General features: G+C 45.9%; 21 protein-coding genes. 10 read left to right on the forward strand and 11 right to left on the reverse strand.

Annotated features, from left to right (window positions below):
- Positions 1-83: 83 nt before the first annotated feature.
- Entirely contained in the window at positions 84-464 is a 381-nt protein-coding gene (locus L0660_RS09870; RefSeq protein ID WP_235159339.1) for a response regulator, read from the reverse strand.
- A 278-nt stretch (positions 465-742) separates the two neighbouring features.
- Between L0660_RS09870 and L0660_RS09875 the strand changes: the two genes are divergently transcribed.
- The 5 genes from L0660_RS09875 to L0660_RS09895 all read left to right on the forward strand — a co-directional run bounded on the left by L0660_RS09875 (position 743) and on the right by L0660_RS09895 (position 6294).
- Positions 743-1030 carry a YtxH domain-containing protein gene (locus tag L0660_RS09875; protein WP_235159340.1) on the forward strand — a complete coding sequence of 96 codons (288 nt, stop codon included), beginning with the start codon at positions 743-745 and terminating at the stop codon, positions 1028-1030.
- Between the two features lie 51 nt (positions 1031-1081).
- The gene (locus L0660_RS09880; RefSeq protein ID WP_233797164.1) at positions 1082-1393 is read left to right on the forward strand and encodes a hypothetical protein; all 312 of its coding nucleotides are present in this window, start codon (positions 1082-1084) and stop codon (positions 1391-1393) included.
- A 483-nt stretch (positions 1394-1876) separates the two neighbouring features.
- A complete protein-coding gene (gene rpoN, locus L0660_RS09885; RefSeq protein WP_233797163.1) occupies positions 1877-3319 on the forward strand; it encodes an RNA polymerase factor sigma-54 in 1443 nt (480 codons plus the stop codon).
- A 41-nt stretch (positions 3320-3360) separates the two neighbouring features.
- A complete protein-coding gene (locus L0660_RS09890) occupies positions 3361-4833 on the forward strand; it encodes a sigma-54 dependent transcriptional regulator (RefSeq protein WP_233797162.1) in 1473 nt (490 codons plus the stop codon).
- A 30-nt stretch (positions 4834-4863) separates the two neighbouring features.
- On the forward strand, positions 4864-6294 hold the full coding sequence (locus L0660_RS09895) for an ATP-binding protein (protein ID WP_233797161.1): 1431 nt from the start codon (positions 4864-4866) through the stop codon (positions 6292-6294).
- A 182-nt stretch (positions 6295-6476) separates the two neighbouring features.
- On the opposite strand, the gene L0660_RS09900 is transcribed toward L0660_RS09895, so the two are convergent.
- The 6 genes from L0660_RS09900 to L0660_RS09925 all read right to left on the reverse strand — a co-directional run bounded on the left by L0660_RS09900 (position 6477) and on the right by L0660_RS09925 (position 15256).
- Positions 6477-9584 carry an efflux RND transporter permease subunit gene (locus L0660_RS09900; RefSeq protein ID WP_235159341.1) on the reverse strand — a complete coding sequence of 1036 codons (3108 nt, stop codon included), beginning with the start codon at positions 9582-9584 and terminating at the stop codon, positions 6477-6479.
- A gap of 105 nt (positions 9585-9689) precedes the next feature.
- Positions 9690-10778, reverse strand: coding sequence for an efflux RND transporter periplasmic adaptor subunit (locus L0660_RS09905; RefSeq protein ID WP_233797159.1), 1089 nt, complete (start codon positions 10776-10778; stop codon positions 9690-9692).
- A gap of 43 nt (positions 10779-10821) precedes the next feature.
- Positions 10822-12069: a TolC family protein gene (locus L0660_RS09910; RefSeq protein WP_235159342.1), complete on the reverse strand. Its 1248-nt coding sequence runs from the start codon at positions 12067-12069 to the stop codon at positions 10822-10824.
- Positions 12070-12162: 93 nt separating this feature from the next.
- Positions 12163-13530, reverse strand: coding sequence for an ATP-binding protein (locus L0660_RS09915; RefSeq protein ID WP_233797384.1), 1368 nt, complete (start codon positions 13528-13530; stop codon positions 12163-12165).
- A 2-nt stretch (positions 13531-13532) separates the two neighbouring features.
- Positions 13533-14219, reverse strand: a complete 687-nt coding sequence (locus L0660_RS09920) for a response regulator transcription factor (RefSeq protein WP_233797157.1) — start codon at positions 14217-14219, stop codon at positions 13533-13535.
- Positions 14216-15256 (reverse strand): App1 family protein, encoded by a 1041-nt coding sequence (locus L0660_RS09925; RefSeq protein WP_235159343.1) that lies wholly within the window; start codon positions 15254-15256, stop codon positions 14216-14218. Before L0660_RS09925 ends, L0660_RS09920 begins: the two co-directional genes overlap by 4 nt.
- 45 nt (positions 15257-15301) lie before the next feature.
- On the opposite strand from L0660_RS09925, the gene L0660_RS09930 reads away from it, so the two are divergent.
- The 3 genes from L0660_RS09930 to L0660_RS09940 all read left to right on the forward strand — a co-directional run bounded on the left by L0660_RS09930 (position 15302) and on the right by L0660_RS09940 (position 18751).
- The gene (locus tag L0660_RS09930) at positions 15302-16177 is read left to right on the forward strand and encodes a diacylglycerol kinase family protein (protein ID WP_235159344.1); all 876 of its coding nucleotides are present in this window, start codon (positions 15302-15304) and stop codon (positions 16175-16177) included.
- 113 nt (positions 16178-16290) lie between these two features.
- Positions 16291-17403, forward strand: coding sequence for a S9 family peptidase (locus tag L0660_RS09935; RefSeq protein WP_235159345.1), 1113 nt, complete (start codon positions 16291-16293; stop codon positions 17401-17403).
- Positions 17404-17416: 13 nt separating this feature from the next.
- Entirely contained in the window at positions 17417-18751 is a 1335-nt protein-coding gene (locus L0660_RS09940) for a GntP family permease (protein WP_235159346.1), read from the forward strand.
- 243 nt (positions 18752-18994) lie between these two features.
- Here the strand turns inward: L0660_RS09940 and sucC are convergent, their stop codons facing one another.
- On the reverse strand, positions 18995-20218 hold the full coding sequence (gene sucC / locus L0660_RS09945; RefSeq protein WP_026628290.1) for an ADP-forming succinate--CoA ligase subunit beta: 1224 nt from the start codon (positions 20216-20218) through the stop codon (positions 18995-18997).
- 89 nt (positions 20219-20307) lie between these two features.
- Here sucC and L0660_RS09950 point away from each other — a divergent pair, with 89 nt between their 5' ends.
- The gene (locus L0660_RS09950) at positions 20308-20970 is read left to right on the forward strand and encodes an ABC transporter ATP-binding protein (protein ID WP_026628289.1); all 663 of its coding nucleotides are present in this window, start codon (positions 20308-20310) and stop codon (positions 20968-20970) included.
- Positions 20971-21118: 148 nt separating this feature from the next.
- Here L0660_RS09950 and groL read toward each other — a convergent pair whose 3' ends face one another.
- Complete coding sequence (groL, locus tag L0660_RS09955; protein WP_235159347.1) at positions 21119-22750, reverse strand: chaperonin GroEL; 1632 nt, start codon at positions 22748-22750, stop codon at positions 21119-21121.
- A 57-nt stretch (positions 22751-22807) separates the two neighbouring features.
- Entirely contained in the window at positions 22808-23104 is a 297-nt protein-coding gene (gene groES / locus L0660_RS09960; protein ID WP_026628287.1) for a co-chaperone GroES, read from the reverse strand.
- Between the two features lie 230 nt (positions 23105-23334).
- On the opposite strand from groES, the gene L0660_RS09965 reads away from it, so the two are divergent.
- Positions 23335-24042, forward strand: coding sequence for a hypothetical protein (locus tag L0660_RS09965; protein WP_235159348.1), 708 nt, complete (start codon positions 23335-23337; stop codon positions 24040-24042).
- 67 nt (positions 24043-24109) lie between these two features.
- On the opposite strand, the gene secG is transcribed toward L0660_RS09965, so the two are convergent.
- A complete protein-coding gene (gene secG / locus L0660_RS09970; RefSeq protein WP_233797148.1) occupies positions 24110-24508 on the reverse strand; it encodes a preprotein translocase subunit SecG in 399 nt (132 codons plus the stop codon).
- Between the last annotated feature and the right edge of the window lie 30 nt (positions 24509-24538).

The following is a 24538-nucleotide window of genomic DNA, read 5'->3' on the forward strand; positions in this document are numbered from 1 at the left end:
CTATTTGAGAATTAATTTCTACGTATTTATCGTGCAAATCCACACTATACGCAATATTCTCTACTGTTAATCTTACGCAATACTTATTCGTGACCGTTGCTGTAATTGGCAAACAGGTTCTTCACTTCAACGAAACTGATCGGTTTGTCCAGGAAGTAATCCGCACCTTGTTTGAAAGCTTCCTCACGCAGATTTGTCATAGCACTCATCATTACAATCTTCGTGTCTCTAACAATTATGGAAGTCTTAATGCGCTGAATCTCATTAATTCCTTTTCCATCGGGCAAGTTATTATCGATGAAAATCCAGTCAGGATTAAGTTCAACTATACACTGAAAGCCTTCTGTAAGCGAAGCAGCCACCTTTATGGATGCCTCCGGAGACTTAATATGTAACTGTTTCACTAGAAAATTGCGCATCAACACACCCAGATCCTTTTCATCTTCAATAATTACAATTCTCATAGCGATGTGTCAGAAATAGAATTTTTAGTCATTTGAAGGAAGGTAGATTTTAAAAGTATTCCAGGTTGTTTTAAAACATGCATACAGAAGCCGTATTTACAATAATCCTGCCATCTGAGAGGCACAGCAGGCGTTTAAGATAGATTTGGTAATGAAAGTTGATGGTGCTTCATGTAATGTGTAGAACGATTATCCCGTTTGCTATGAAGCCAATTACTGGTACAGGATTTGGGGATGGTGGAGGGTAAATGAAATTTTCACATTAAAAGAAGAAAATCATGAATGGTAATAAAGCATTTTGGGGAATCATAACAGCAGCAGCGGTTGGAGCAGTAATCGGGTTGCTATTTGCGCCAGAAGACGGTAACAAGACGATAAAGAAAATCAAGAAAAAAACGAATAGCCTCGCATCTGATCTGATCGACGCGCTCGAAAAAAGCAAAGAAAAGGCTTCTGATGTAGCAGGAGAGATCAAGGAAGAAGGCGAAGAATATAAAAACGCAGCTTTCGACAAGGCAGAAGAATACTCGAACACTGCAAAAGAAGAAATCAACAGATATCAATAACATCTTTTCCGGTGGTGTAAGCTGCCGGAAATTTTATCACTTCATCATACCATGAAATATTCATCAGCAAACCCTGGGAAAGAGGAAACTTCTACACCTATTGAGAGCACTGTCAATTATGTGAAGAACATGTTTCTTGCAGGACCGAACAGCAGCTCAGGCAAAAGTATTGAGATGGGCGTAAGTGCAATTCTTGCCAAAACAGCATTGCGTCGCCTGCCGCCGCCACTTAATTACGTGGTGCCGCTGATCGTTAAAAATGTAATCGTGAAGCACGGTGTGCCGGAAGGCAGGGAGTTGCTACTCAAAGGACTTCGCTGGGTAAAAAGAAATACCGATGAGAAGCCTGTTAATGTGGCTTAATAAATTACAATTTCCTTAGAAGTATAGAACCTTTCAGTCCTGAAAGGTTCTTTTTTTGCAAACAGACCGCGGCAAGAATTTTGTAAAGTTGGTTGATATGCCTCTTCGCGATTGGACTGATGAAATCGTTGGCTGTCCGTTCTTTTGTTATGGTTAAAGTCTGGGTTCCCGGAATTCTGCTCTGGTTTTTCACCCGGTTTTCGTAGTAACTTAATGAGAGAATGGGAGTTAGATATTTTGGTCAAAAGATAAATATGTTGTAACGTTTAGCCTGACCAGGTCTGTTCAATACGGCTACGCCGGTGTTCTGAAAATAGTAAGAAGCACAAATGTTCGTCTATTCGTCGAGCATTCTGAATAATTGTACTCAGAATGTGGAAATAAGTACGCAATATTTAGAATCGGCCCGCTCGTTGCAGATATTGGCTAAAGAGTCGTAAATTTAAACTTTAAGAATTCTAATTATTTACCCTTGGTTGCTATATGCAAAGACAAACGCAGACGCAAAGACAGACCCTGAAATATTCTCCGTTGCAAATTCAGATGCTGAATTTACTGCATTTGACAACAATGGAGCTTGAACAAAGAATTAAAGAGGAGCTTGAAGAAAATCCTATTTTAGAGGAGGGTAAGGACGATAATGCTTCGGAAGATACTGTTGACGACTTTCAAGATCCTGCCGATACCGGAACCGGCGATGATAATACCATGCAGGATTATTACGACTGGGATGAGTTCAGGGACGATGATGTTCCGGATTATAAGACTTATGCCAACAACCAGTCGCCTGATAATGAGCTTTACACACGTCCTATGGTGGAAACAATTTCCTTCCGGGACGACCTTAAACAGCAAGTACATTTTCTGAGGCTGGACGAACGCCAGCAGCTGATTGCGGATTTTATTCTGGATTCCCTGGACGAAGATGGTTTCCTGAGACGTGAGAGCGATGTAATTGCCGATGATATTTCCTTTGCCAACAGCATGTTTATTGACACCGAAGAGGTCAATTGGATGCTTAAAATCATTCAGCAGCTTGATCCGGCAGGAATCGCGGCGAGCGATCTTCGGGAATGTCTGCTGATTCAGCTTGGCCGCATCGAAAACCAGGACGATACCTGGAAGTGGGCCTGCAAAATTGTTACAGATGCGTTTGATGAGCTGGGTTCAAGAAATTATGACAAGATCATGCGCATTACCGGCCTCGACGAGGAATCGTTGAAGAAGGCCATCGCGCTGATCACCACATTGAATCCAAAACCAGCATCCGGCCTCCGCAATGATTCCATCGTGAATGAAAGCATTAAGCCGGATTTTATGCTTCGGTATACGGAGGACGGCGATATAGAAGTGCAGCTTACATGGGGTAACAGCCCGGCTTTGCGGTTGAACAAATTGTTTACCCAAATGGCCGAACAAAAGAACGATAAGGCAACGAACCAGTTCCTGAAAAATAAGATGAATTCGGCGAAATGGTTCATTGATGCGATCAAGCAGCGTGAAAACACAATGCTGAGCACATTAAGGGCCATCGTTAAGTTGCAATACGACTATTTCCAAACGGGCGACATCAAGAAGTTACGCCCCATGATCCTGAAAGACGTTGCCGAGATCATCAGTATGGATATTTCGACAGTATCGAGGGTAACGACGAATAAATACGTTCAGACGCCTTTCGGGATTGTGCTGCTCAAAGACCTCTTCACAGAAGGCGTTACCAATGAGGACGGCACAGAGGTTTCCAACCGCGAAATTCAGGAGGCGATCCGGGAGATCGTAGGAGCAGAAGACAAAAGACATCCATACAACGACCAGCAAATTACAGACATGCTTTCTGAAAAAGGCTATTCTGTGGCTAGAAGGACCGTTGCGAAATACCGGGAACAATTAAATATCCCGACTGCAAGATTAAGAGTAACCATTTAAGCAGCTTACAAACCAACTGGATTTAGCCCTAAAAACCTGGCATGAAAAAAATTGTTGTTGTTGATGATGAGGCAGATATCTGCTTCTTGTTGAAGAGATTTTTATCAAAGAATGACTTTATAGTTGAAACTGCACAGAATGGTAAAGACGGCCTTGCGCTGATCGATTCCATCTCGCCTGATTTGGTTATGACCGACTTCCGTTTGGGTGACATCACCGGAACAGAATTGCTCACTGCCATCAAAGCAAAGCGTCCAAATGTGCCCGTGCTCATCATAACCGGCTATTCCGACATTAAGGTGGCGGTTAGCGTGATGAAACTAGGAGCATATGACTATATCACCAAACCATTGTTTCCGGACGAAATTTTGGTAACGGTGAAAAAGGCCATTGCTGACGCGGAATCCAGAGAGAACGAGGAATTTGAATATACAGCGGTTGCGTCCGGGCCAAGCGGAGGATCTACCGAAACTACAAAACCTGCCCGCAAGATGAGCTCGCGGACCAAAGCGGGTTATGTAATGGGTCAGAGTGAAGTCTCGGATAATCTTTTCCGCCAGGTTGACCTTGTTGCGCCTACTAATTTCAGCGTTATCATTTACGGAGAAAGCGGATCTGGAAAGGAAGCCATTGCAGCAGAAATCCATAACCGGTCAAAAAGACGGGATATGCCTTTTGTAGCGATGGACTGCGGTGCCATATCTAAGGAACTGGCCGGCAGCGAGCTTTTTGGTCACGAAAAGGGATCATTTACAGGTGCATTGAATACCAAGATAGGCCACTTCGAAATGGCGAATGGCGGTACATTGTTCCTGGATGAAGTTTCCAATTTGTCTTATGAAATACAGGTGGCATTGCTGCGTGTAGTGCAGGAGCGTAAGATGCGCCGCATCGGCGGATCAAAGGAGATCGATCTGGATGTAAGGATCATTGTGGCGAGTAATGAAAGGTTGCTTGAATCGGCCAGAAACGGGAAATTCAGGGAGGATCTTTACTATCGATTTAATGAATTTACTATCGAAGTGCCGGCATTAAGAAACAGAAAAGATGATCTGATGCTTTTTGCAACCACGTTCCTGGATACTACCAATGTGGAGCTGAACAAGAATGTAAGCGGGTTTTCGGAGGATGTTAAGAACGATTTCCTGAGCTATTCGTGGCCGGGTAACCTGAGAGAGCTGAAAAATGTCATCAAACGCGCTACGCTGCTTTCCGATGGCGACCTGATCGAGGAGAAATCACTGCCTTTTGAAATTGTCAATTATAAAAAGCTGAAAGACCTGGACGAGGAGCCTGTAACATTGGCAGCAACCACCAGCATAGCAGCTCCTGTAATGGAAACACTGGACGGCGATGATTCCAAGCCCAGCCTGAAAACAGTTGCCAATGAAGCCGAGTATGACATGATCATGCAGGTGCTTCGGGATGTTAATTTTAATAAAAGTAAAGCAGCGCGGCTGTTGAACATTGACAGGAAGACACTCTACAATAAGATGAAACAGTTTGACATTTAATTGTTGAGTTACGCTGAGCTATAAACTAGAATGAATACAAAATTAATAAGGGTCCTCCTGGTTGATGACGACGAGGATGATTACTTCCTCACACGTGAATATTTTCAGGAACTGGTCAACTGGAAGTTTGATATAACATGGTGCTCCACTTTCAGGGATGCACAGCAGCATATCAAGGATCACAAATACGATTTGTATCTGTTTGATTACTTATTAGGTGAAAGCACCGGGATAGACCTGATCGAATTAGCCTGTCAGTTTGAATGTGAAGAACCGATTATTCTGCTTACAGGAAAAGGGGATACTAAAATCGCCGTAGAAGCATTGAGGCTGGGTGCAGCTGACTATCTGATCAAAAGCGAGCTGGATTCCGAAAAGCTTGAAAGAAGTATCCGGTATGCACTGGAAAGAACTTCGGTGCTGAAAGCTTTGAAACACAGTGAACGCCGTTACCGGAGGATTTTTGAAGAATCCAATGACTTCCTGTTCATCAGTGACCTTGCCGGGAACATAATTGATCTGAACGCTTCGGCCAGCGTATTAACGGGATATACCGAAGACGATCTCCGGCTCAAAAATATCCTTGAATTGCTGGAAGACGCGCAGTTTGATTCATTCTGGAACAATATAAAAGACCATCCGATCCACGATCTTGAAGTAAGGCTGGTGACCAAAGATGGTGACAAGAAATATTGCCTCTTTTCAGCAACGCTGGAAGTGGACGACGATCACCCGTATATACAAGGCAGGCTGCATGATATGACCGCTCGCAAGCAATCCGAAAGAGAAAGATTGTTTTCCGAAAAAATGGCCGTTACAGGTCGTTTGGTAAGAATGCTTGCCCATGAAGTCAGGAATCCGCTAACCAATGTTAACCTTTCCGCTGAACAGCTGGAAATGGAGTTGGTTGATGAAGACCAGAAGTTTTATACACAGATCATTAAACGGAATTGCAACCGGATCAATGACCTTATATCGCAGCTTTTGCAACCGTCCAGCTCGGCTGATATAGAGCTCGTTACGAGCTCCGTGCACACCGTTCTCATCCAGGCTATCGGCGCTGCCCTCGACCGGGTCCAGCTGAAGCGCATTCAGATCGTCAACCAGTTTGCTGAAGAGGAAATGGCATTGCCGCTTGATCCTGTTTCCCTGCAAATGGCCTTCCTGAACATTATTACAAATGCCATTGAGGCGATGGAAGAGGATAAGGGCATTCTGAGGATTACTACCAAAAGCCAGGGAGAGAACATCCAGGTTATTTTTACGGATAACGGCTGCGGTATCAGTGAAGAACACATGGAAAAGATCTTCGAGCCATATTTTACCGGAAAAAATAACGGAATGGGCATCGGCTTATCCACAACCATGAGCATCATCCACGCCCACCACGGCCGCATCGACGTAGAATCGGAAATCGGGACGGGGACGACGTTTACGATCACGTTTCAGAACGGGAAGTAGTAAGCACGTGGCCCCTGTCACCCTGAGCGTACCGGGCCGCCGAAGGCCCTGTTACCCTGAGCCACCGGGCCGCCGAAGGCCCTGTCACCCTGAGCGGAGCCGAAGGGGGGGGTCCCCCCACCACGAACGCCCCCACGGGGCCCCCCACGGTGACAGGAGGAGTGACTCCTAACTTAAACCTCCTAACCCCCCCTCACCACTCCACTTTTCCTGTTAAAAAACCCATAAATAATCGGGAAGATCAGCAACGTTAGCACAGTGGCGGTAACCAGGCCTCCTATGACAACTATGGCCAGCGGTTTCTGGGTTTCCGAGCCGATTCCGGTGGACGTGGCAGCGGGCAGCAGGCCGATTGCGGCCATTAATGCGGTCATAATCACCGGTCTGATCCTGGACTTAACGCCTTCCCGGATCGCTTCATCCAGCGACATCCTTGCTGCCAGGTTTTTGTTGAAAACTGAGATCAGGATAACGCCGTTTTGTACACATAAACCAAACAATGCGATAAAGCCTACACCTGCCGAGATCCCAAAGTTCATATGCGTAACGTGCAGCGCCAGAATGCCGCCGATGAGTGCAAAAGGGACATTGACCAAGACCAAACCGGCATCTTTTGCATTATTAAACATGATAAACAAAAGTATAAAAATGCCGATAAGGCTGATAGGGACCACTTGTCCCAGGCGAGCCGTCGCCCTCACCTGATTCTCAAATTCTCCTGACCAGTTCACGGAATAACCCTTAGGCAGGTTTTTGAGCAATGGTTTTACCCGGTTTTGAGCATCCGCAATGGTGCTTCCCAGGTCACGTTCGCGAACCGAAAATTTGACGCCTATGAAACGTTTGTTGTTGTCCCGGTATACAAATGCGGGACCCGTAACCGTCCGGATGGATGATATTTCTTTCAACGGAATCTTTCCGCCGGTAAGCGTGGGCACCATGAGTTGCTGAATGTCGTCCACCGTACGGCGATATTGCTCTTCGTAGCGCAGACGAATGTCAAATTTCCGTTCGCCTTCATACAGGATCGAAGCCGTTTTTCCACCGATAGCCATTTCAATAACTGCCTGTGCATCAGCTGTACTTACACCATATTGAGCCATTTTGTGGTCGTGTAAAATTACGCTGATTTCTGGCTGGCCAATGTTCCGTAAAATGCCCACATCCTTGATCCCAGGCACATTCTTGATTGCCTCCAAAACCTGGTCTGCCTTTGCATTCAGTGTTTCGAGATCGTCCCCATAGATTTTGACCGCGTTGCTCGCATTCATCCCTGCAACTGCTTCCGCCACATTATCGATGATCGGCTGAGAATAATTGTAATTAATACCCTGGAACTGTTTCAGCTTCGTATCCATTTCTTCAATCAGCTGATCCTGGGTGATTTTCCGCTTCCACTCGTCCTTTGGTTTAAGATTAACCTGCATTTGAACGTAGTAAAAACCGGACGGATCGGTTCCGTCGTTGGAACGGCCTGTTTGGGATAATACACCATTCACTTCCGGAAATTCATTCAATTTGGCCCTAAGCGTGGTCACCATTTTGATCGTTTCGTTCAGAGAGCTGCTCATCGGCATTTTCGCTTCCACCCATAATGCGCCCTCGTTCAGTGTCGGCAGGAATTCGGTTCCGAGGAATTTGGCTGAAAACAAGCTGAGACCCAGGAAAACAGTGGCAAATACCAGACTTAACTTCTTCCGTTTATAACACCATTCAAAACCATTGGTAACCGTCCTGTCGAAGAAACGAACGACCGGATTACTCTTTTCCCGGACATTTTTATTCAACAATATCGAGCAAAGTACCGGAACCAGCGTTAATGTATAAAGTAATGCGCCTAGTAAGGCAAATCCGAGCGTATAGGCAAGTGGGGTGAACATTTTACCCTCTACTTTCTGGAAACTGAAAATCGGGATCAACGCAGTGATAATGATCAGCTTGGAGAAGAAGATGGCCTTACCAAGCTCCCCACCCGTTTTTTTGATTAAACCAAGCTTTGATAACTTATTGAACCGATCCATTCCATTGCGATGCGCCAAATGATCCAGCGCCACAAAAATCCCTTCGACCATTACAACGGCTCCATCGATAATGATCCCAAAATCAATCGCCCCCATTGAAAGCAGGTTAGCAGACATTCCCTTCAATTTTAGGCACATAAATGCGAACAAAAGCGCGAGCGGGATGATGATGGAAACGATCACCGTCGTGCGCCAGTCGGCCATGAAAAGGAAAACGATTACGGTTACCAGCACGATGCCCTCAATGAGGTTATGCTTTACGGTATGCGCACAAAACTCGATCAGGTTATCACGGTCGTAGAATGTCACCATTTTGACATCCGGCGGGAGAATTTTTGTGTTCAGTTCCTCAACCTTATCCTTTATACGCGCCAGCACTTCGCTCGGATTTTCGCCTTTACGCTGCACCACAATGCCTTCTACAACATCATCGTTCCCATCCAGCCCAACCTGGCCCACACGTGGCATATCCGATTCCTTCACATCCGCAACATCCTTTACCAAAACCGGATTATCCTCTATGAACTCGACGATAATGTTCTGAATATCAGGAATGGAGTTCAGCAAACCTATCCCGCGTACCACGTAAGCCTGCCCGTTTTTCTCGATCACATCACCGCCCACATTGACATTGCTTTTCGTTACTGCCTGATACACTTCCAGCGGCGTAATGTTGTACTTAACGAGCTTGGTAGGGTTAACCTGCACTTCGTAGATCTTCTCTCTACCTCCAAACGCAACTACGTCTGCAACGCCGGGAATGCTTCGCAATTGCCTGTCGATGATCCAGTTGTGCAATGTTAGCAGCTCACGGCTGTCACGATCTTTACTTTTCAATGTAAACCTGAAAATTTCACCAGTCGGTCCGTACGGAGGCTGGACGTCCGGCTCGACGCCATCGGGGAGCGAGATGTTACGGAGCTGATTATTAACTTGTTGCCGTGCGAAAAAATCCTCTACATTATCATCGAAAATGATTTTGATAATGCTCAAACCAAACATTGTTGTGCTGCGCACATTCGTTTTTTGCTGAACCGAATTCATCGCAACTTCAATCGGAACGGTTACGAACCGCTCAATCTCCTCTGCGCTTCGTCCGTTCCATTGCGTAACGATAATGATCTGTGTATTAGTAACATCCGGAAACGCTTCCAACGGCGTGTCCCGATAGCTGACGATCCCTGCGATGATCAGCAGGCCGGTCATAAAGAATATGAAAAAGCGGTTTTTCAAAGAAAAGCCCACAATTCCCCGAATGAATTTATTCATTTTTGAATGAGTGAATGAGTGAATGAGTGAATTTTGAATGAGTGAATGAGTGAATGAGTGAATGACTGAATGTTTTTTTCTATTCACTCATTCACTCATTCAGCATTAATCATTAAGCGCGTCGTAAACGAGAAGCTGATTTTTGGAAATAATGGCTTCGCCGGGTTTCAGGCCGCTGGTAATGTAGGTCCTGTTGGCCAGGGAGCGGTAAATTTCGACGGGACGGGTTTCAATGTTGGACCGGCCGTGATAGACCATGACCCAGTTTTTACTACGATCGAAAATGACAGCCTGGGATGGAATGGCTTGCATTTCTCCGCCTTCCTCAAAGTTCAGGTTGACCGTTGCGTGCATTTCGGGTTTTAGTTTTAAACCTACATTTTGCAGCTGAATACGGATTTTCATCGCTTTTGTATCCGGGTCGAGGACATTGTAAATTTTGTCCACTTTTCCTTTAAAAACTTCATTGGAAAAACTGATCGTACGCACATCAGCAGGCATTCCGAGTTTAATCCTGGGAATGTCGCTCTCATTCACATTGGCCATTACCCACACATCTGCAATCTGCCCGACTGTGAAAAGGCTCTCTGCATTATCCGAGCGCAGCTGCATGCCGCGGTTCACGCTTTTGTCAATGATAAAACCGTTGATAGGCGACTTAACCGTGTAGTTTGTGGATTTCCCCAAACCATAGATCGAGAAAATTTCCTTCACCCTGCTCACATCCGCCTGCGCTTTGTCTACCACCTGGCGCGCCGTAATGACGTCCCGCTCTGGCACCAGCTTACTCTCAAAAAGATCCTCGGTAGACGACAAATTCTTTTGGGCAATGAGCAAATCGGATTGTGCCTGAATCATTTGTCTTTCAAAATCAGCAACTTCACCCGAACGGATCGTAGCCAGTTTCTGGCCTTTGCGAACATTGTCGCCCAATTCCACGTCGACTTCTTCCACATTGCCGCCTACCAAGGGGTAGATCTTAATTACCTGATTTTCATCAGGAACAACTTTTCCAACCAGTGTCAGCTCGTTACGGACCGGCTCGGTCTTCACCGTATCGAGCGTGATCCGGCTCATCATCGTGTCCGAAAGCATAAAGGCCTTCGATTCTTCGGGATCTTCTTTTGTAGTATTGCATCCGGTCAGCCATAGGCCCGCAGCGGCCAGCAGAACCATGCTCAGAGAGTTTTTCATTGGAAAAATATTAGTGGCAATTGCCATGATGTGATAAATTCGATTAGTTAAAAAGCTCTTCACCGACTACGAAGTTGAGTTCTTCGTAAACCTTGATGCGGTCGGCTTGCAGGCGGTTATATTCCTTGATGCTTTCGTTGTAGGTTTCTATAAAATCGATGAATTCGAGGAGGGTAATGTTCCTTTTCTGGAAATTGTCGTAAATGCCTTTGCTAAGGAGCTGGAACTGATCCGAGAACTGGCTTTCTACGCCCTGGTAAGCCTTTTCAGCCACATTAACCTTCTGTAATGCGGCGTCAACCTGGTTGTTAATGCTGTTCACTTTGGCCGTTTCAGCCGTTTTGAAATAACTGATATTGCTTTTCGCAGCCTTAATGTTCCCCTGGTTCCTGTTGAAAAAAGGAAGGTCCATCGTGGCCGAAACGCCTACATAATTGTTCACGTAATTACTCGCCTGATCGTAAACCGCACCCAGCTGAATGTTAGGAACCGCCAGCGCTTTTTGTAAGGTGTAGTTCAATTCGGCCTGTTTCACTTCCGACTGCGACACTTTCAGGTCGGCGCGGCTTTCCATCGCCTTCGCTTTCAGCGCAGCCCCATTATACTGGCTAAGCTGGTAACGACGAACGTCTGCCGAATCCACAACCGACTTTACAGGCTGGTCAACATTCAATAATGTGCGCAGATCGCGCTGATTATCATGGAGTTCGAACAGGATGTCAGCACGATCATTGGTCAATTGAAAGAGGAGGGCTTTAAGGCGGACAACTTCTTTGAGCGAGATATTTTTCCGGTTATATTCTTTGTCAAATGCGCTTACGGTCGTGTTGAGCGAGGCGATTTGTGTGTCGTATAATGCAATGGTCTGTTCCAGATAATAAGACTCAAAAAAGATCTGGCGAAGGTCAAATTTTAATGTTCTGATGAGATCAAAAAACTGATATTCGCTTTTCCTGGTGGATTCCACATCCAATGCCACCTGCTTATTCCGTTTGCCGGCCCGGGTAATGAGCTGCTGAACAGTGAATGCTTTCTGGCCCTTGTTCCCTACGTCCAGAAAACCCCGAGAAGGATTATAAGCACTGATTTCGACGCCGAATGTGGGATTATTCCAAAGCTTGTCCTGGATCTCAATGGACTTGGCTATATCGATCTGATATTTTTCGGCAAGAATTTCAAGGTTGTTTTGAAGGAAAAGGCTGTCGGCCTGTTTGATCGAAAGCCTCAATGTGTCCTGTGCGTGCAGCTGAACTGCCAGGAATAGGAGGATCGTCGTGAAATAAGTTCGCATGTTTTCTGTGTTAGAATGATGCGATATTCCGACGCCGGTATTACAGGAGCCTTAAAATAAAGTTAGAAAAAAATTAGAATGGCCGAAACAGGCTCATACGTGGTTTAAACGCACCTGAAATTCACTTCCCTGGCCTGGCTCGCTCGTGACGGAGATCGTTCCGTGGTGCAGATCAATGATACGCTGGCAAATAGAGAGGCCTATTCCGAAACCGGGAACAGTCGTTGCATCCGACGACCGGTAAAAAGGATTGAAGATATGCGGCATGTCTTCGGGGCTGATGCCAATGCCCTGGTCCTTGAACTTCACAATGCACGATTTGTTGTCGGACGAGATCAGAATCCTAGCCTGGTGATCCGAAGAATATTTGCATGCATTATCCAGCAAATTGGAAAAAACCCTTTTCAATAATTCTTCATTTCCTTCGATAACAGTCTGATTTTCATCCTCCGGGATGTTTTCATAGTCAATTTCAACACGGTAATCGGGGTTGGCCGACAACAATTCTTCCTTAGCCGCAAAAGCAAGATCTTCAATGTGGATAGGCGCCATTTTCAGCTGTCCCGAATGCTCGTAGGAGCGTGCGAGGAAAAGCAGGTTATTGGTAATGCTGATGAGCCTTTCCGTGTCGGAAAAGAGGTTGGCAAAAACTTCGTCGAGGTCGGGATTATTTTTATTAAACCGCTGCCCCAGTTGGATTTCGGATTTCAGGGCGGCCAATGGTGTCCGCAACTCGTGGGAAGCATGTGAAACGAAGCTTTTTTGCTGTTCAAATGCATTGTGAAGGCGCACAAGCACCGTGTTGAAATTAATCGCGAGCTGCGCGATCTCATCTTTTCGGTTGCCTTCATCAAGTTTTTGGGAGAGGTTTTGGGCCGTTATGAGCGAAACTTCATGATTGATCCGGCTGATAGGCCGCAATGCATTTCCAGCAAAATATATCCCCAGCCCGACAGTAACCGCAATGCCGGCTAAAAGGCCCCAACCCAGTGTTTCGCGGAGATTGGTGAGCTTGCTATGCCCAAAAGTGTCATATGCCGACGCCAGCACGGTTAACGGCTCACTTTGCTCCTGATACAGAAGACCTATGACCTCGCTTCCACCTTCGTGAAACTCGATATATTGCTTTTCCCGGACCTCATCCAGCAGCGAGGCTTTATAAGACAAAAGTTTATCATCCACACTGGAATAGATCAGCTCATTATCAGCATTAAAAATCAGCACTTTCTCGTCAAGCATTTCTGAAAGCGTGTTTTGGTCAATGGCTTTCAGCAAATGTTTGTCAATTCCTTTAACCTTTACGAGCAGCCGGCAAGTAGTCCGGGCGCGGCTTTTCAGGCGGTCATAAAATTCCTCCTGCCTGTAATGTTCGGAAACGCTGTAAATGGTGATTGAAAACAATAGCAAGATCGCCGCCACGAGGAGCGTGAATTGAAGAGCAATGCGATTCTTGATTTTCAGGGTCATTCTTCCTTCATAATGTAGCCCATGCCGGGCCGTGTGTGAATTAGCTTGGTAGCAAAGTCTTTGTCTACTTTTTTGCGTAAATAATTGATATACACCTCAACGACATTCGTACCCGGATCAAAATTGAGGTGCCATACGTGCTCGGCCAGGTCCATTTTTGACACAACCCTGCCTCTGTGCAAAAGGAAATATTCCAATAAGGCAAATTCCTTGGCAGTAAGGTCTATCATATTGCCGCCGCGGCTCACCTGCTTGGTCCCGAGGTTCATTTCAAGATCCGCAATCCGGAGCACTTTGTCCGTATTTTCCGGATTGATCAGTTCCGAAACGCGCAATGCTGCATTGATTCTTGCGAGTAATTCTCTGAAATCAAAGGGTTTAACAATGTAGTCGTCCGCTCCGCGTCCCAGGCCTTCCAGTTTATCCTCAATTTCTCCGTAAGCCGTAAGCATAATGATCGGCAGCGACGGCTTATAAATCCGGATCTGCTGGCAAACATCATGACCATTCATTCCCGGTAAATTTACGTCCAGCAGAACAAGGTCAAATTTTTTGTCCAAAGCCATTTGCTTTCCCGTAATGCCGTCGTGGGCAATTTCCGCTTCAATGTTTTCGGAGGCCAGTCCGCGGAAAATGTTCTGGGCAATCCGGCGATCGTCCTCAATAATCAGGATTTTTTTCATTGCAGGAGATCTTTTGATTCAATAATGGGCGCAATGGCCTCAATGGGTGCCTGAAACACAATTCCTGTGTCGAGGGAATGGATAATGGCTTTGTTACTGTGCGCAAAATAACAAACATCAATGCCGAGTTCCTGGATGTTTTTAAGGTTCAAGGTCGTCTCTGGTTTTGCTCGTCGCCGGGTTTGCCGAATGTAAACCGCGCGGATATTGGCAGAAAAATCCCGGCAGATCTGTTCATAAATTTCCGGATCTTTCTGAGAATCATCGCCTAACAAAATAAATTGCAGCTCGGGATAGAAATTGATAATGTTATGGATCTTGCGCAGCTTATGGTCATGAGATCCGCCGCCCGTGGAAACAAAATCATCCAGTCCCGACTTAATGGTCCGCAGCTTCAAAACAGCCTTTGGCAGGCCATTAAGCTCTGCAAAGCGAACGATCATATCATACAGATTCCATTCGCTGCTCGATACATAAAAGAAAATGTTGCTGTCCTTATGCGGATGCGTGCGGCTGGCGAACGACAGCAGCTGATAATGCTTGACGACGTCGTCGAACGGTTTCCTAGCCTGGACGTTTTTGGACAACAATACAAAGAGTTTCCGGAAAGACCGGCGGCTGTGTGAGATCAGAAAAGTGTCGTCAATGTCGGAAATGATGCCATAGGAGCTTTTGTAAGGCAGGAAAAATTCTTCCTGCGCGCTTCCCTGATATCGCTTTCCGTTCAGCTCATCGTCAACGGTAACCTCGTAAGTATGCCACCCGCTGGTCATTGGCTCCGTAAGCGGGACCTGAAAACGGAAATATCCATCGGCCTCAGCCGTCGCTTCGGCGGTAATATCGCCCAGCCTGAACACAACTTTTAAAAATGGAATGGTCTTAACAGAAAAGAGCTCAATGATCGTCCGTGCGTATCTGAACCCGCTTCTTGTATATTTTCGATCACCTGAGGGATATTTTTTGACGATATGCCCAAACACCACCAGCTCATTTTTATTGGCATATCCACGGTACAATTTTATGTCGCAACGTTTCATAACTATCTTTATCCCCGTACACTTGAAGTCCCTAATTTAGACAATATGTTTTCAGAACGAAAAGTTTTGTTGGTTGTAAATCCCATATCCGGTGATGTGAACAAGGATGTGGTTTTTGAAGAGGTAATTGAGATGGCGGCGGCAAAGGGTTATGATTTGCGTATCTATACAACAACCGGCGAGCATGATCTGGAAACGATCCGGGAAATGGTCATCAACATTAAGCCTGAACGTGTGCTGGTTGCGGGTGGCGACGGCACTATTTCGCAGACGGCCGAAGCAGTCCAGGGTGCTAATGTGGTGATGGGCATTATCCCGGTGGGCTCGGCCAACGGACTTGCTATGGATTTCGGGGTTACCGGGTCTATTGCTGAGGCAGTTGAGGTGGCTTTTGGGGATAAGATCATTGGTATTGATGCGGTTTGTATCAATAATGAAATCAGTCTGCATTTAAGCGACATCGGATTGAATGCATTGCTGGTAAAAAATTATGAAAGCAGCGATACGCGCGGAAAACTGGGTTACGCACGTGAAATGCTGAAAACATTAAGCGAGCATGAAAACTTTTTGGTAAAAATTACAACAGCCAATGAAGTGATTGAAACCGAAGCGCTTATTGTGATTATCGCCAATGCGCAGAAATACGGGACTGGCGTTACCATTAACCCTACCGGCGATATGTCGGATGGGTTTTTCGAACTCGTTATTGCCAAAAAACTGGACTTCATAGAAACCGCGAAGATCCTGGCAGGCAGCACCGACTTCAATCCCGAGATTATGCGCGTGATTTCCGTTGAGAAGGCCACCATCGAATGCCCCGACAAAGAAGCACATTTCCAGATAGACGGGGAGTACAAAGGGATGGTCAGGAAACTTGAAGCGCACATTTTGAAGGAATACATCAGGGTGGCCATTCCCTGAGGTGATTTAAACAGTAAGCACCGCTGGTTTTCCTCTTTCGTAATAAAATCCGTTCAATCTCTTTCCGCTGGGTTATGAAAGTTGTTTTAATGTGCATGTTAAGTGCTTTTTGTATGTCTGCCACATTGTTTGCGCAGCAGGCAGAGTTATGCCAGGGTGCTTATTTTACCGAGGCGCAAGGAAAGGAATTTCTGGAAAAACACGCCGTCAAAACGAAACTTGAATGGGAAACACGCGCAGCAGCCATCCGAAAGCAGATCCGTGAAGGGATGAATTTGCAGACTATGCCCGCCAAGCCGACCTCAAAACCGATCATTCACAGTAAAAAAGAAATGGACGGTTACTCCATCGAGAATGTGGCTTTCGAAAGCATGCCAGGGATTTACGTGACCGGTAATTTGTACAAACCATTAAAAGAGCAGCAATCTTACGCAGGCATTCTTTGTCCCCATGGACACGGTGAAAATCCGCATGGCAGGTTCAGGGAACAAACGCAAAAACGTTGCGCAACGCTCGCGCGCATGGGTGCTGTTGTGTTTGTTCTGGATATGGTAGGGCAGGGAGATTCCAAATATTGCGAACATAAAATGCCCAAAGCGCTTAAACTGCAAACGATCAATGCAGTAAGAGCACTGGATTTTCTAATGGCGCAACCCGGCGTTGACCCTGAAAGGATTGCTGTAACAGGCGAGTCGGGTGGGGGAACGCAAACTTTCCTTTTGGCTGCACTGGACGACCGCGTTAAGGTCATTGCACCCGTCGTGATGGTCTCATCTTACTTCTTTGGCGGATGCGTTTGTGAAAGCGGCCTTCCCATTCATAAAAAGGGCGATTACCAGACCAATAATGTTGAAATAGCTTCCCTAACCGCCCCGAGGCCCATGCTGCTCGTGTCTGACGGCGGCGACTGGACCAAGAATACGCCGGAAGTCGAATTTCCTTTCATTCAAAGCATTTACGGATTATACGGCAAGAAAGATCTGGTCGAAAATGTGCATTTACCTGACGAAAAGCATGATTACGGTCCTTCCAAGCGGAATGCCATGTATACTTTTATGGCAGAGCAGCTTGGGCTGGATTTGAAAGCCGTCACCGATTCACAAGGTAAGATTGACGAAACACCTTCCAAACTGCTGGAACAGAAAGATCTGGAAGTTTTCAATGCGGCGCATCCCCGGCCGGCCAACGCGGTAATGGGGGATGAGGCTGTCATGAAATTGCTGTAAATCCAGACCTCCGATGATCATATTCATTGTTCTTGCGGCCGTTGTCTTCATTGTACTAAGTTCTACGGTGCTTAGAATGCACCCGCTGGTTGGCTTGCTGTTAGCTGCAATCGGCGTGGGCATCTTCGCCGGTCTGCCCATCGACAAGCTGGCCGAAACGATTGGAAAGGGTTTCGGGGAATTAATGTCTAAAATCGGGTTAATGGTCATTTTGGGCTGTGTGATCGGTGCAATTTTGGACAAATCCGGTGCTGCGATTAAGGTGGCAGATGTGATATTAAAGTTGTTCGGTGAAAAGCGCCCTGCATTTGCAATGGCAGTGATTGGTGGAATCGTCGGGATTCCTGTCTTTTGTGATTCGGGTTTTATTATCCTGCATAAGCTGAATCAGATTGTTGCCAAACGAACTGGTAAGCCGCTGGTAACCATTGCATTATCATTGTCAGGCGGTCTTTTTGCGACGCATACACTTGTTCCGCCAACGCCCGGCCCGTTATCCGCAGCAGGAAACCTCGGCATTGCGGATTCTGTGGGATTAGTCATATTGATAGGCCTGGTCGTTTCCATTCCCAGCCTTTTCCTTTCGACCTGGTTCGCGGGAAAATTTGCAAAAAATGTAGAAATCACAGAAAACTCAGCCGTAGAGCCACCCATCATCATTCACGAAAGCCGACTGCCTCCTGCGTGGAAAGCATTCATGCCAATTCTTTTGCCCATTATCCTTATTACCCTAGCTTCATTTGCAAGGATTCTCGACTTCCCGGAAACCTGGATAAAATGGCTGGGCTTTTTCGGCAGTCCGCTGGTTTCCTTCCTTATCGCCATCTTTTTCAGCTACTCCCTTTTCCCGGAATACGCCGCCGAAAGGATGATGGCCTGTTTCAAAAGTGGAATAGAACATTGCGGAACAACTTTGGTGCTGGTAGGAGCAGGCGGAGCCTTCGGCGCGATCTTAAAAGAAACAACATTAAAAGACATGGTCAGCGAATGGCTGCTCCACAACGAAATGTCCGGCGCCTATCTCCTGGTAATCGCCTTCCTCATCGCCGCCTTCTTCAAAACAGCACAAGGCTCAACTACATCCGCGATGGTGCTGACAACCAGCATTCTGGCACCATTGCTAGCCTCATTAGGCTTCGTTACACCCATTCAAATTACATTAGTTGTCATGGCAGTAGGAAGCGGTGCCATGGCCGTATCCCACACCAACGACGCCTGGTTTTGGGTCGTTTCGCAGTTTACAGGGATTTCAGCGAGGGATACTTACCGCACGCATACGATCTTGACGGGATTGCAGGGGTTGGTTAGTTTTTTGGTGGTGATGGTGTTGTGGGTGTTATTGGGCTAGGCCTGTTGGATGCTTCAAGCAGAATGTTCCCAGCCCTGTCACCCTGAGCGGAGCCGAAGGGGCGCTACTACCTAGGTGATGACGCCCTTCGGCTCCGCTCAGGGTGACAGGGGAGGTCGGGCGTTACTACCTAGATGATAACGCCCCCTTCGGCCGCCCGGCGGCCCGGTCCGCTCAGGGTGACAGGGGTATAAAAAAAGGAAGCCAGGTAAGGCTTCCTTTTCAATTTTATTTTAACGTCTCTTAAACCCCCAGCTCAGCCAGAACTTCTGAAACTTTCGCAGCAGCTTCCTTAAACTCAATAGCCGAAGAAACCTTAAGTCCAGACTCATTAATGATGCGGGCTCCCTCCTCAGCGTTTGTTCCTTGCAGACGAACGATGATAGGAACTGGAATTTCGCCGATGGCTTTGTAAGCCTCTACAACACCGGCTGCAACGCGGTCGCAACGAACTATACCACCGAAAATGTTGATCAGGATTGCCTTCACATTAGGATCTTTCAGAATGATCCGGAAACCTGCTTCTACGGTGCGTGCGTTTGCGCCACCCCCAACATCCAGGAAGTTCGCAGGCTCACCGCCAGAAAGCTTGATAAGGTCCATTGTTGCCATTGCAAGACCAGCACCATTTACCATGCAACCAACGTTTCCGTCCAGTTTTACATAGTTCAGGTTGTTTGCGCCTGCTTCAACTTCCAAAGGATCTTCCTCGTTCGTATCACGCATTTCAGCTAATTCCGGGTGACGATACAATGCATTGTCATCCAAATCAACTTTCGCATCAACGGCAAGGATTTTATTGTCAGATGTTTTCAAAACCGGGTTGATCTCGAACATCGCTGAATCACTTTCAATGTATGCTTTGTAAAGGGAAGTGATGAATTTCACCATTTCTTTGAACGCATCGCCTTCAAGACCCAGAGCAAAAGCAACTTTACGCGCCTGGAACGGCTGCAAGCCTACTTTTGGATCAATCCACTCTTTCATGATCTTCTCAGGCGTGTGCTCTGCAACTTCCTCAATGTCCATCCCGCCTTCAGTGCTGGCCATGATTACATTACAGTTACGGCCACGATCAAGGAGAATAGAAAGATAATATTCTTTCGGCTCGCTTGGTCCTGGATAATACACGTCTTCGGCAATAAGCACTTTGTTAACACGCTTGCCATCAGGACCAGTCTGGTGTGTAACCAGGACTTTTCCCAAAATATTGTTGGATATGGTGCGCACATCTTCAACAGATTTCGCAAGGGCAACGCCACGTTGTTCTGTTCCAACGATGCGGCCTTTTCCACGTCCACCTGCGTGGATCTGGGATTTTACTACATACCATTTGGTACCAGTCTGCTGGCTAAGCTCACGCGCAACTTCTACTGCCTTGTCCGGAGTGTCGGCTACGAGCCCTTCCTGAATACGCACACCGTATTTTTTAAGAACGCTTTTGCCTTGATATTCGTGAATATTCATGAGTATAAAAGTAAATTGGTATTTTCACGGCAAATTAAGGAATTAATCAAAACGGGCGTAGGTTTCAGTCCAATTATCTTCTCCATAATATGAATTTACTGCGGGCGAGCGGGATCAGGCGCACATATGGTTCTTTACAAGTGTTGAAGGGGATTGATCTGGAAGTCGAGCAAGGTGAAGTGGTGGCCATTGTAGGGCCATCCGGCGCAGGCAAAAGTACTTTTCTGCATATTCTGGGAACATTAGACCGGCCGGAGCAAGGTTCTGTTTTTATCGAAGACGTAAATGTTTTTACACAAAAAGACAAAGACCTCGCACGTTTTCGTAACGAAAAGATAGGCTTCATTTTCCAATTTCATAACCTGCTTGCCGAGTTCACTGCATTGGAAAATGCATGCATGCCGGGCTATATCAATGGTTCGATGAATGAAAAAGATATTTTGGAAAGAGGAAAAGAATTGCTGGAAATGCTTGGTTTGAAGGACAGAGCCAATCATTTGCCCTCACAACTTTCCGGTGGTGAGCAGCAGCGCGTTGCGGTTGCGAGAGCACTTTTAAACAAACCGTCCATCGTGCTCGCGGATGAACCGAGCGGTAACCTCGATTCGCATAATGCATTGGAACTCCACCAGTTGTTCTTCAAGTTGCGGGACGAGTTCGGACAAACATTTGTAATCGTTACGCATAACGAAGATCTGGCTGCTATGGCGGATAGAAGACTGGTGATGCAGGATGGTTTTATGCAGCCGTAAAAATATTTTTATATAAATGTGTGACTTAATTGAAACTGATTCGTCTAAACGAAGAAGTTTTTCATAAATGTTGTAAAAGCAAATAGCCGTCCGGAATTTCCGGACGGCTATTTTTTGCATTATAATGTTCAGTCTGAACAAAATGATATTACATCATTCCGCCCATTCCGCCGCCGTGGCTGTGACCGCCACCAGCAGGAGCTTCTTCTGGCTCGTCAGCAATCACACATTCTGTTGTCAACAACAGACCTGCGATAGATGCTGCGTTTTCAAGCGCAAGACGAGATACTTTTTTCGGGTCAATGATACCAGCTTCCAAAAGGTCTGTGTAAACATTGTCCTTCGCATTGTAACCGTAAGCGCCGGTTCCTTCTTTCACTTTCGCAACAACTACGGATGGCTCCTGGCCTGAGTTAGAAACGATTGTTCTTAAAGGAGCTTCCAAAGCTACGCGGATGATATTGATACCCGTTGTTTCGTCTTCGTTGTTGCCTGTCATGCCTTCCAAAGCAGCAGTTGCGCGGATGTAAGCCACACCACCACCAGCTACGATGCCTTCTTCAACAGCAGCACGAGTTGCGTGCAATGCATCGTCAACGCGGTCTTTTTTCTCTTTCATTTCAACCTCAGTTGCAGCTCCGATGTAAAGGATAGCTACACCACCTGACAATTTAGCAAGGCGTTCCTGAAGTTTTTCGCGATCGTAATCAGAAGTTGTATTTTCGATCTGCGCTTTGATCTGGTTTACACGGCCCTGAATATCTTTAGAGTTACCTGCACCATTTACCAAAGTTGTGTTGTCTTTGTCGATAATTGCTTTTTCGCAAGTTCCAAGATAATCCAAAGTAACGTTTTCCAATTTGAAACCACGTTCTTCGCTGATCACTTGTCCTCCAGTGATTACTGCGATGTCTTCAAGCATTGCTTTACGACGGTCACCGAAACCAGGAGCTTTTACAGCAGCCACTTTCAAGGCGCCACGGATTTTGTTTACTACCAATGTAGCAAGCGCTTCTCCGTCAACATCTTCTGCCAAAATAAGCAAAGGACGGCCAGTTTGTGCAACTGCTTCAAGAACTGGAAGCAATTCTTTCATTGAAGAAACTTTCTTCTCAGAAATCAAGATATATGGACGCTCAAGATCAGCTTCCATTTTCTCAGTGTTTGTTACGAAGTATGGAGATAGGTAACCACGGTCAAACTGCATACCTTCCACAGTTTTAACTTCAGTTTCTGTTCCGCGCGCTTCTTCAACAGTGATAACACCTTCTTTTCCTACTTTTTCCATCGCCTCAGCAATCATCTGACCGATTTCTTCGTCATGGTTAGCAGAGATTGTTGCAACCTGAGCGATTTCTTTTGAAGTAGAAATTACTTTTTTCTGTCCTTCAAGATTTTTAGTGATGACAGCAACAGCTTTATCGATACCGCGTTTCAAATCCATTGGATTTGCACCAGCAGCTACGTTTTTAACACCGATTGAATAGATAGCCTGAGCCAAAACAGTTGCAGTTGTTGTACCATCACCTGCAGAATCAGCAGTTTTAGAAGCAACTTCTTTCACCAACTGAGCACCCATGTTTTCGATAGGGTCTTTCAGATCGATTTCTTTTGCAACCGTCACACCATCTTTTGTGATGCTAGGCGATCCGAATTTCTTATCGATAACTACGTTACGACCACGTGGTCCTAATGTTACTTTAACGGCGTCAGCCAATGTATCAACACCGCGCTTAATTTTATCACGAGCTTCGGTATCGAAGAAAATTTTCTTAGACATACTAATTAATCGTTTTGATTTTCTTGATTAAACTTATTGAATAGGACTTGATAACAATTAACCAATGATGGCATAAATGTCAGACTCACGCATGATCAGCACATCTTTGCCTTCATACGCCAATTCAGTACCTGAATATTTTCCGTATAATACGGTGTCACCTACCTTAACGGTCATCGGCTCGTCTTTTTTGCCCGGGCCCACTGCTACAACAGTTCCACGTTGAGGCTTTTCCTTTGCAGTATCAGGGATAATGATACCAAATGCTGTTTTTTCTTCGGCTGGGGCTGGTTCTACAAGAACACGATCAGCCAGAGGTTGTACGTTCACTTGTATTTCTGCTAAAGTTGACATAAATATTAAACGTTTGTTTTTTGATTGTCAGTAATAGATTTGACTGAAACAAGTAAGCACAATCTATGCCAGCAAGTTCCGGCTGACATTTTTTCCGGCAAGTGTGACAAATTTGTACCGAACCCTGCCGTTATATAATTATTAGAAGCAATTATAATGTCATGCACGGCATAAGAATTGTTTAGCGAGTGAAAATGCTTAAATTTTATCGGCACCAAATTTCGAATCCCATGAAAAACCTCCAAAAGAACTGGTTAACAGAAGGAATTTTTGATTTTGAGTACAAAAAATATGTGTTGCAGGCCTATTTGCAGCATATTGACAGCCAGTTTACACAGCATAAGCTCCACCCGCATCTGCCAGATCTGCAATTTCATTTTGATTCCTGCATCCACATCCGCGCCACCAAAAGGGAGATCAAAACGTCTTTCCCAAAAAATGTGACGGGCGTCAATTTGCAGACCTGGAAACTGGAATATGAAGAAACGCACCATGACGACCCTTATCTGGAAGAGCTGAATTACATCCTCGACTTCGCCATTCCGCGTTTTTCGCGTTCGCTGGAGCATGGCGCTGAGCGGTTCAGTGAAGTGGGGGAGAATATAAAAATTTCGCCTGTTGGCATTGTGCCACTAAGACTGGAAGAGGGTTATCTGCTCTTTTTGCACACATTCCAGCCCCTTGTCAGTGTTTTTGAATATCAGCTGGCGCTTTATAATGAAATGAAGGAGCGTTATCTCAAAACGACTTTTGTGGATACCGTCCGAATTGGTTTAGGAAATACGGTTTCTCAGATCAAAGTTGATCTTACCAAAAAGAACAAATCCCTGCCTAATCCTGCAACCTATATTGTTGAGTCAAAATACGATTATCCTTTGCATGAGGCGCTTTTGCCTGTTGCCAAGAAGCTGATCTTGAAGCAGATGAACATTGCTTAATTAAATGCCCGAACACAAAAAAGGCTCATGATGCAAATCATGAGCCTTTTTTAATGTCTTAAATATCTTATTTTGAGCTGTCCGCTGGTGCTGCTGGTGTAGCAGCCGGCGTCGTTGCTTCGCCTCCCGCAGGAGCCGCCGCTCCCGGAGCTGGTGCAGGAGCAATGTTTCCGCCAGGAATTACCGTATTCTGAGCCTTATCCACATTGACACTGTTAATGCCGCCAGTTTGTGCAGTTCCGCCAACAATAATGTATGAAGCAAGGGAAATCAGGATAACGGCGCCTGCAAGTCCCCAGGTGATTTGTTCCAATAAATCGGTTGTCTTTTTAACACCGAACATTTGGGTGGTTCCTGCTCCGCTAAACTCGCTGGAAAGTCCTCCTCCTTTTGAATTTTGTACCAATACAACCAGGATCAACAAAACAGCGATGATCGCAACCAAGATAATTAAACCCAAATACATGCCTTTTCTTAATTTTGAATGATAGAATGA

This window comes from Dyadobacter sp. CY351 (genome assembly GCF_021502625.1).
GTDB lineage: Bacteria > Bacteroidota > Bacteroidia > Cytophagales > Spirosomataceae > Dyadobacter > Dyadobacter chenhuakuii.

Bases quoted from the DNA above. Each gene is read 5' to 3' on its own strand.
- L0660_RS09930 (WP_235159344.1), top strand. From the start codon at position 15,302: ATGTTTTCAGAACGAAAAGTTTTGTTGGTTGTAAATCCCATATCCGGT.
- L0660_RS09880 (WP_233797164.1), top strand. From the start codon at position 1,082: ATGAAATATTCATCAGCAAACCCTGGGAAAGAGGAAACTTCTACACCT.
- groES (WP_026628287.1), bottom strand. From the start codon at position 23,104: ATGTCAACTTTAGCAGAAATACAAGTGAACGTACAACCTCTGGCTGAT.
- L0660_RS09870 (WP_235159339.1), bottom strand. From the start codon at position 464: ATGAGAATTGTAATTATTGAAGATGAAAAGGATCTGGGTGTGTTGATG.
- L0660_RS09895 (WP_233797161.1), top strand. From the start codon at position 4,864: ATGAATACAAAATTAATAAGGGTCCTCCTGGTTGATGACGACGAGGAT.
- L0660_RS09935 (WP_235159345.1), top strand. From the start codon at position 16,291: ATGTCTGCCACATTGTTTGCGCAGCAGGCAGAGTTATGCCAGGGTGCT.
- L0660_RS09925 (WP_235159343.1), bottom strand. From the start codon at position 15,256: ATGAAACGTTGCGACATAAAATTGTACCGTGGATATGCCAATAAAAAT.
- L0660_RS09900 (WP_235159341.1), bottom strand. From the start codon at position 9,584: ATGAATAAATTCATTCGGGGAATTGTGGGCTTTTCTTTGAAAAACCGC.
- L0660_RS09875 (WP_235159340.1), top strand. From the start codon at position 743: ATGAATGGTAATAAAGCATTTTGGGGAATCATAACAGCAGCAGCGGTT.
- rpoN (WP_233797163.1), top strand. From the start codon at position 1,877: ATGCAAAGACAAACGCAGACGCAAAGACAGACCCTGAAATATTCTCCG.
- groL (WP_235159347.1), bottom strand. From the start codon at position 22,750: ATGTCTAAGAAAATTTTCTTCGATACCGAAGCTCGTGATAAAATTAAG.
- L0660_RS09920 (WP_233797157.1), bottom strand. From the start codon at position 14,219: ATGAAAAAAATCCTGATTATTGAGGACGATCGCCGGATTGCCCAGAAC.
- sucC (WP_026628290.1), bottom strand. From the start codon at position 20,218: ATGAATATTCACGAATATCAAGGCAAAAGCGTTCTTAAAAAATACGGT.
- L0660_RS09890 (WP_233797162.1), top strand. From the start codon at position 3,361: ATGAAAAAAATTGTTGTTGTTGATGATGAGGCAGATATCTGCTTCTTG.
- L0660_RS09965 (WP_235159348.1), top strand. From the start codon at position 23,335: ATGAAAAACCTCCAAAAGAACTGGTTAACAGAAGGAATTTTTGATTTT.
- L0660_RS09905 (WP_233797159.1), bottom strand. From the start codon at position 10,778: ATGAAAAACTCTCTGAGCATGGTTCTGCTGGCCGCTGCGGGCCTATGG.
- L0660_RS09910 (WP_235159342.1), bottom strand. From the start codon at position 12,069: ATGCGAACTTATTTCACGACGATCCTCCTATTCCTGGCAGTTCAGCTG.
- L0660_RS09950 (WP_026628289.1), top strand. From the start codon at position 20,308: ATGAATTTACTGCGGGCGAGCGGGATCAGGCGCACATATGGTTCTTTA.
- secG (WP_233797148.1), bottom strand. From the start codon at position 24,508: ATGTATTTGGGTTTAATTATCTTGGTTGCGATCATCGCTGTTTTGTTG.
- L0660_RS09940 (WP_235159346.1), top strand. From the start codon at position 17,417: ATGATCATATTCATTGTTCTTGCGGCCGTTGTCTTCATTGTACTAAGT.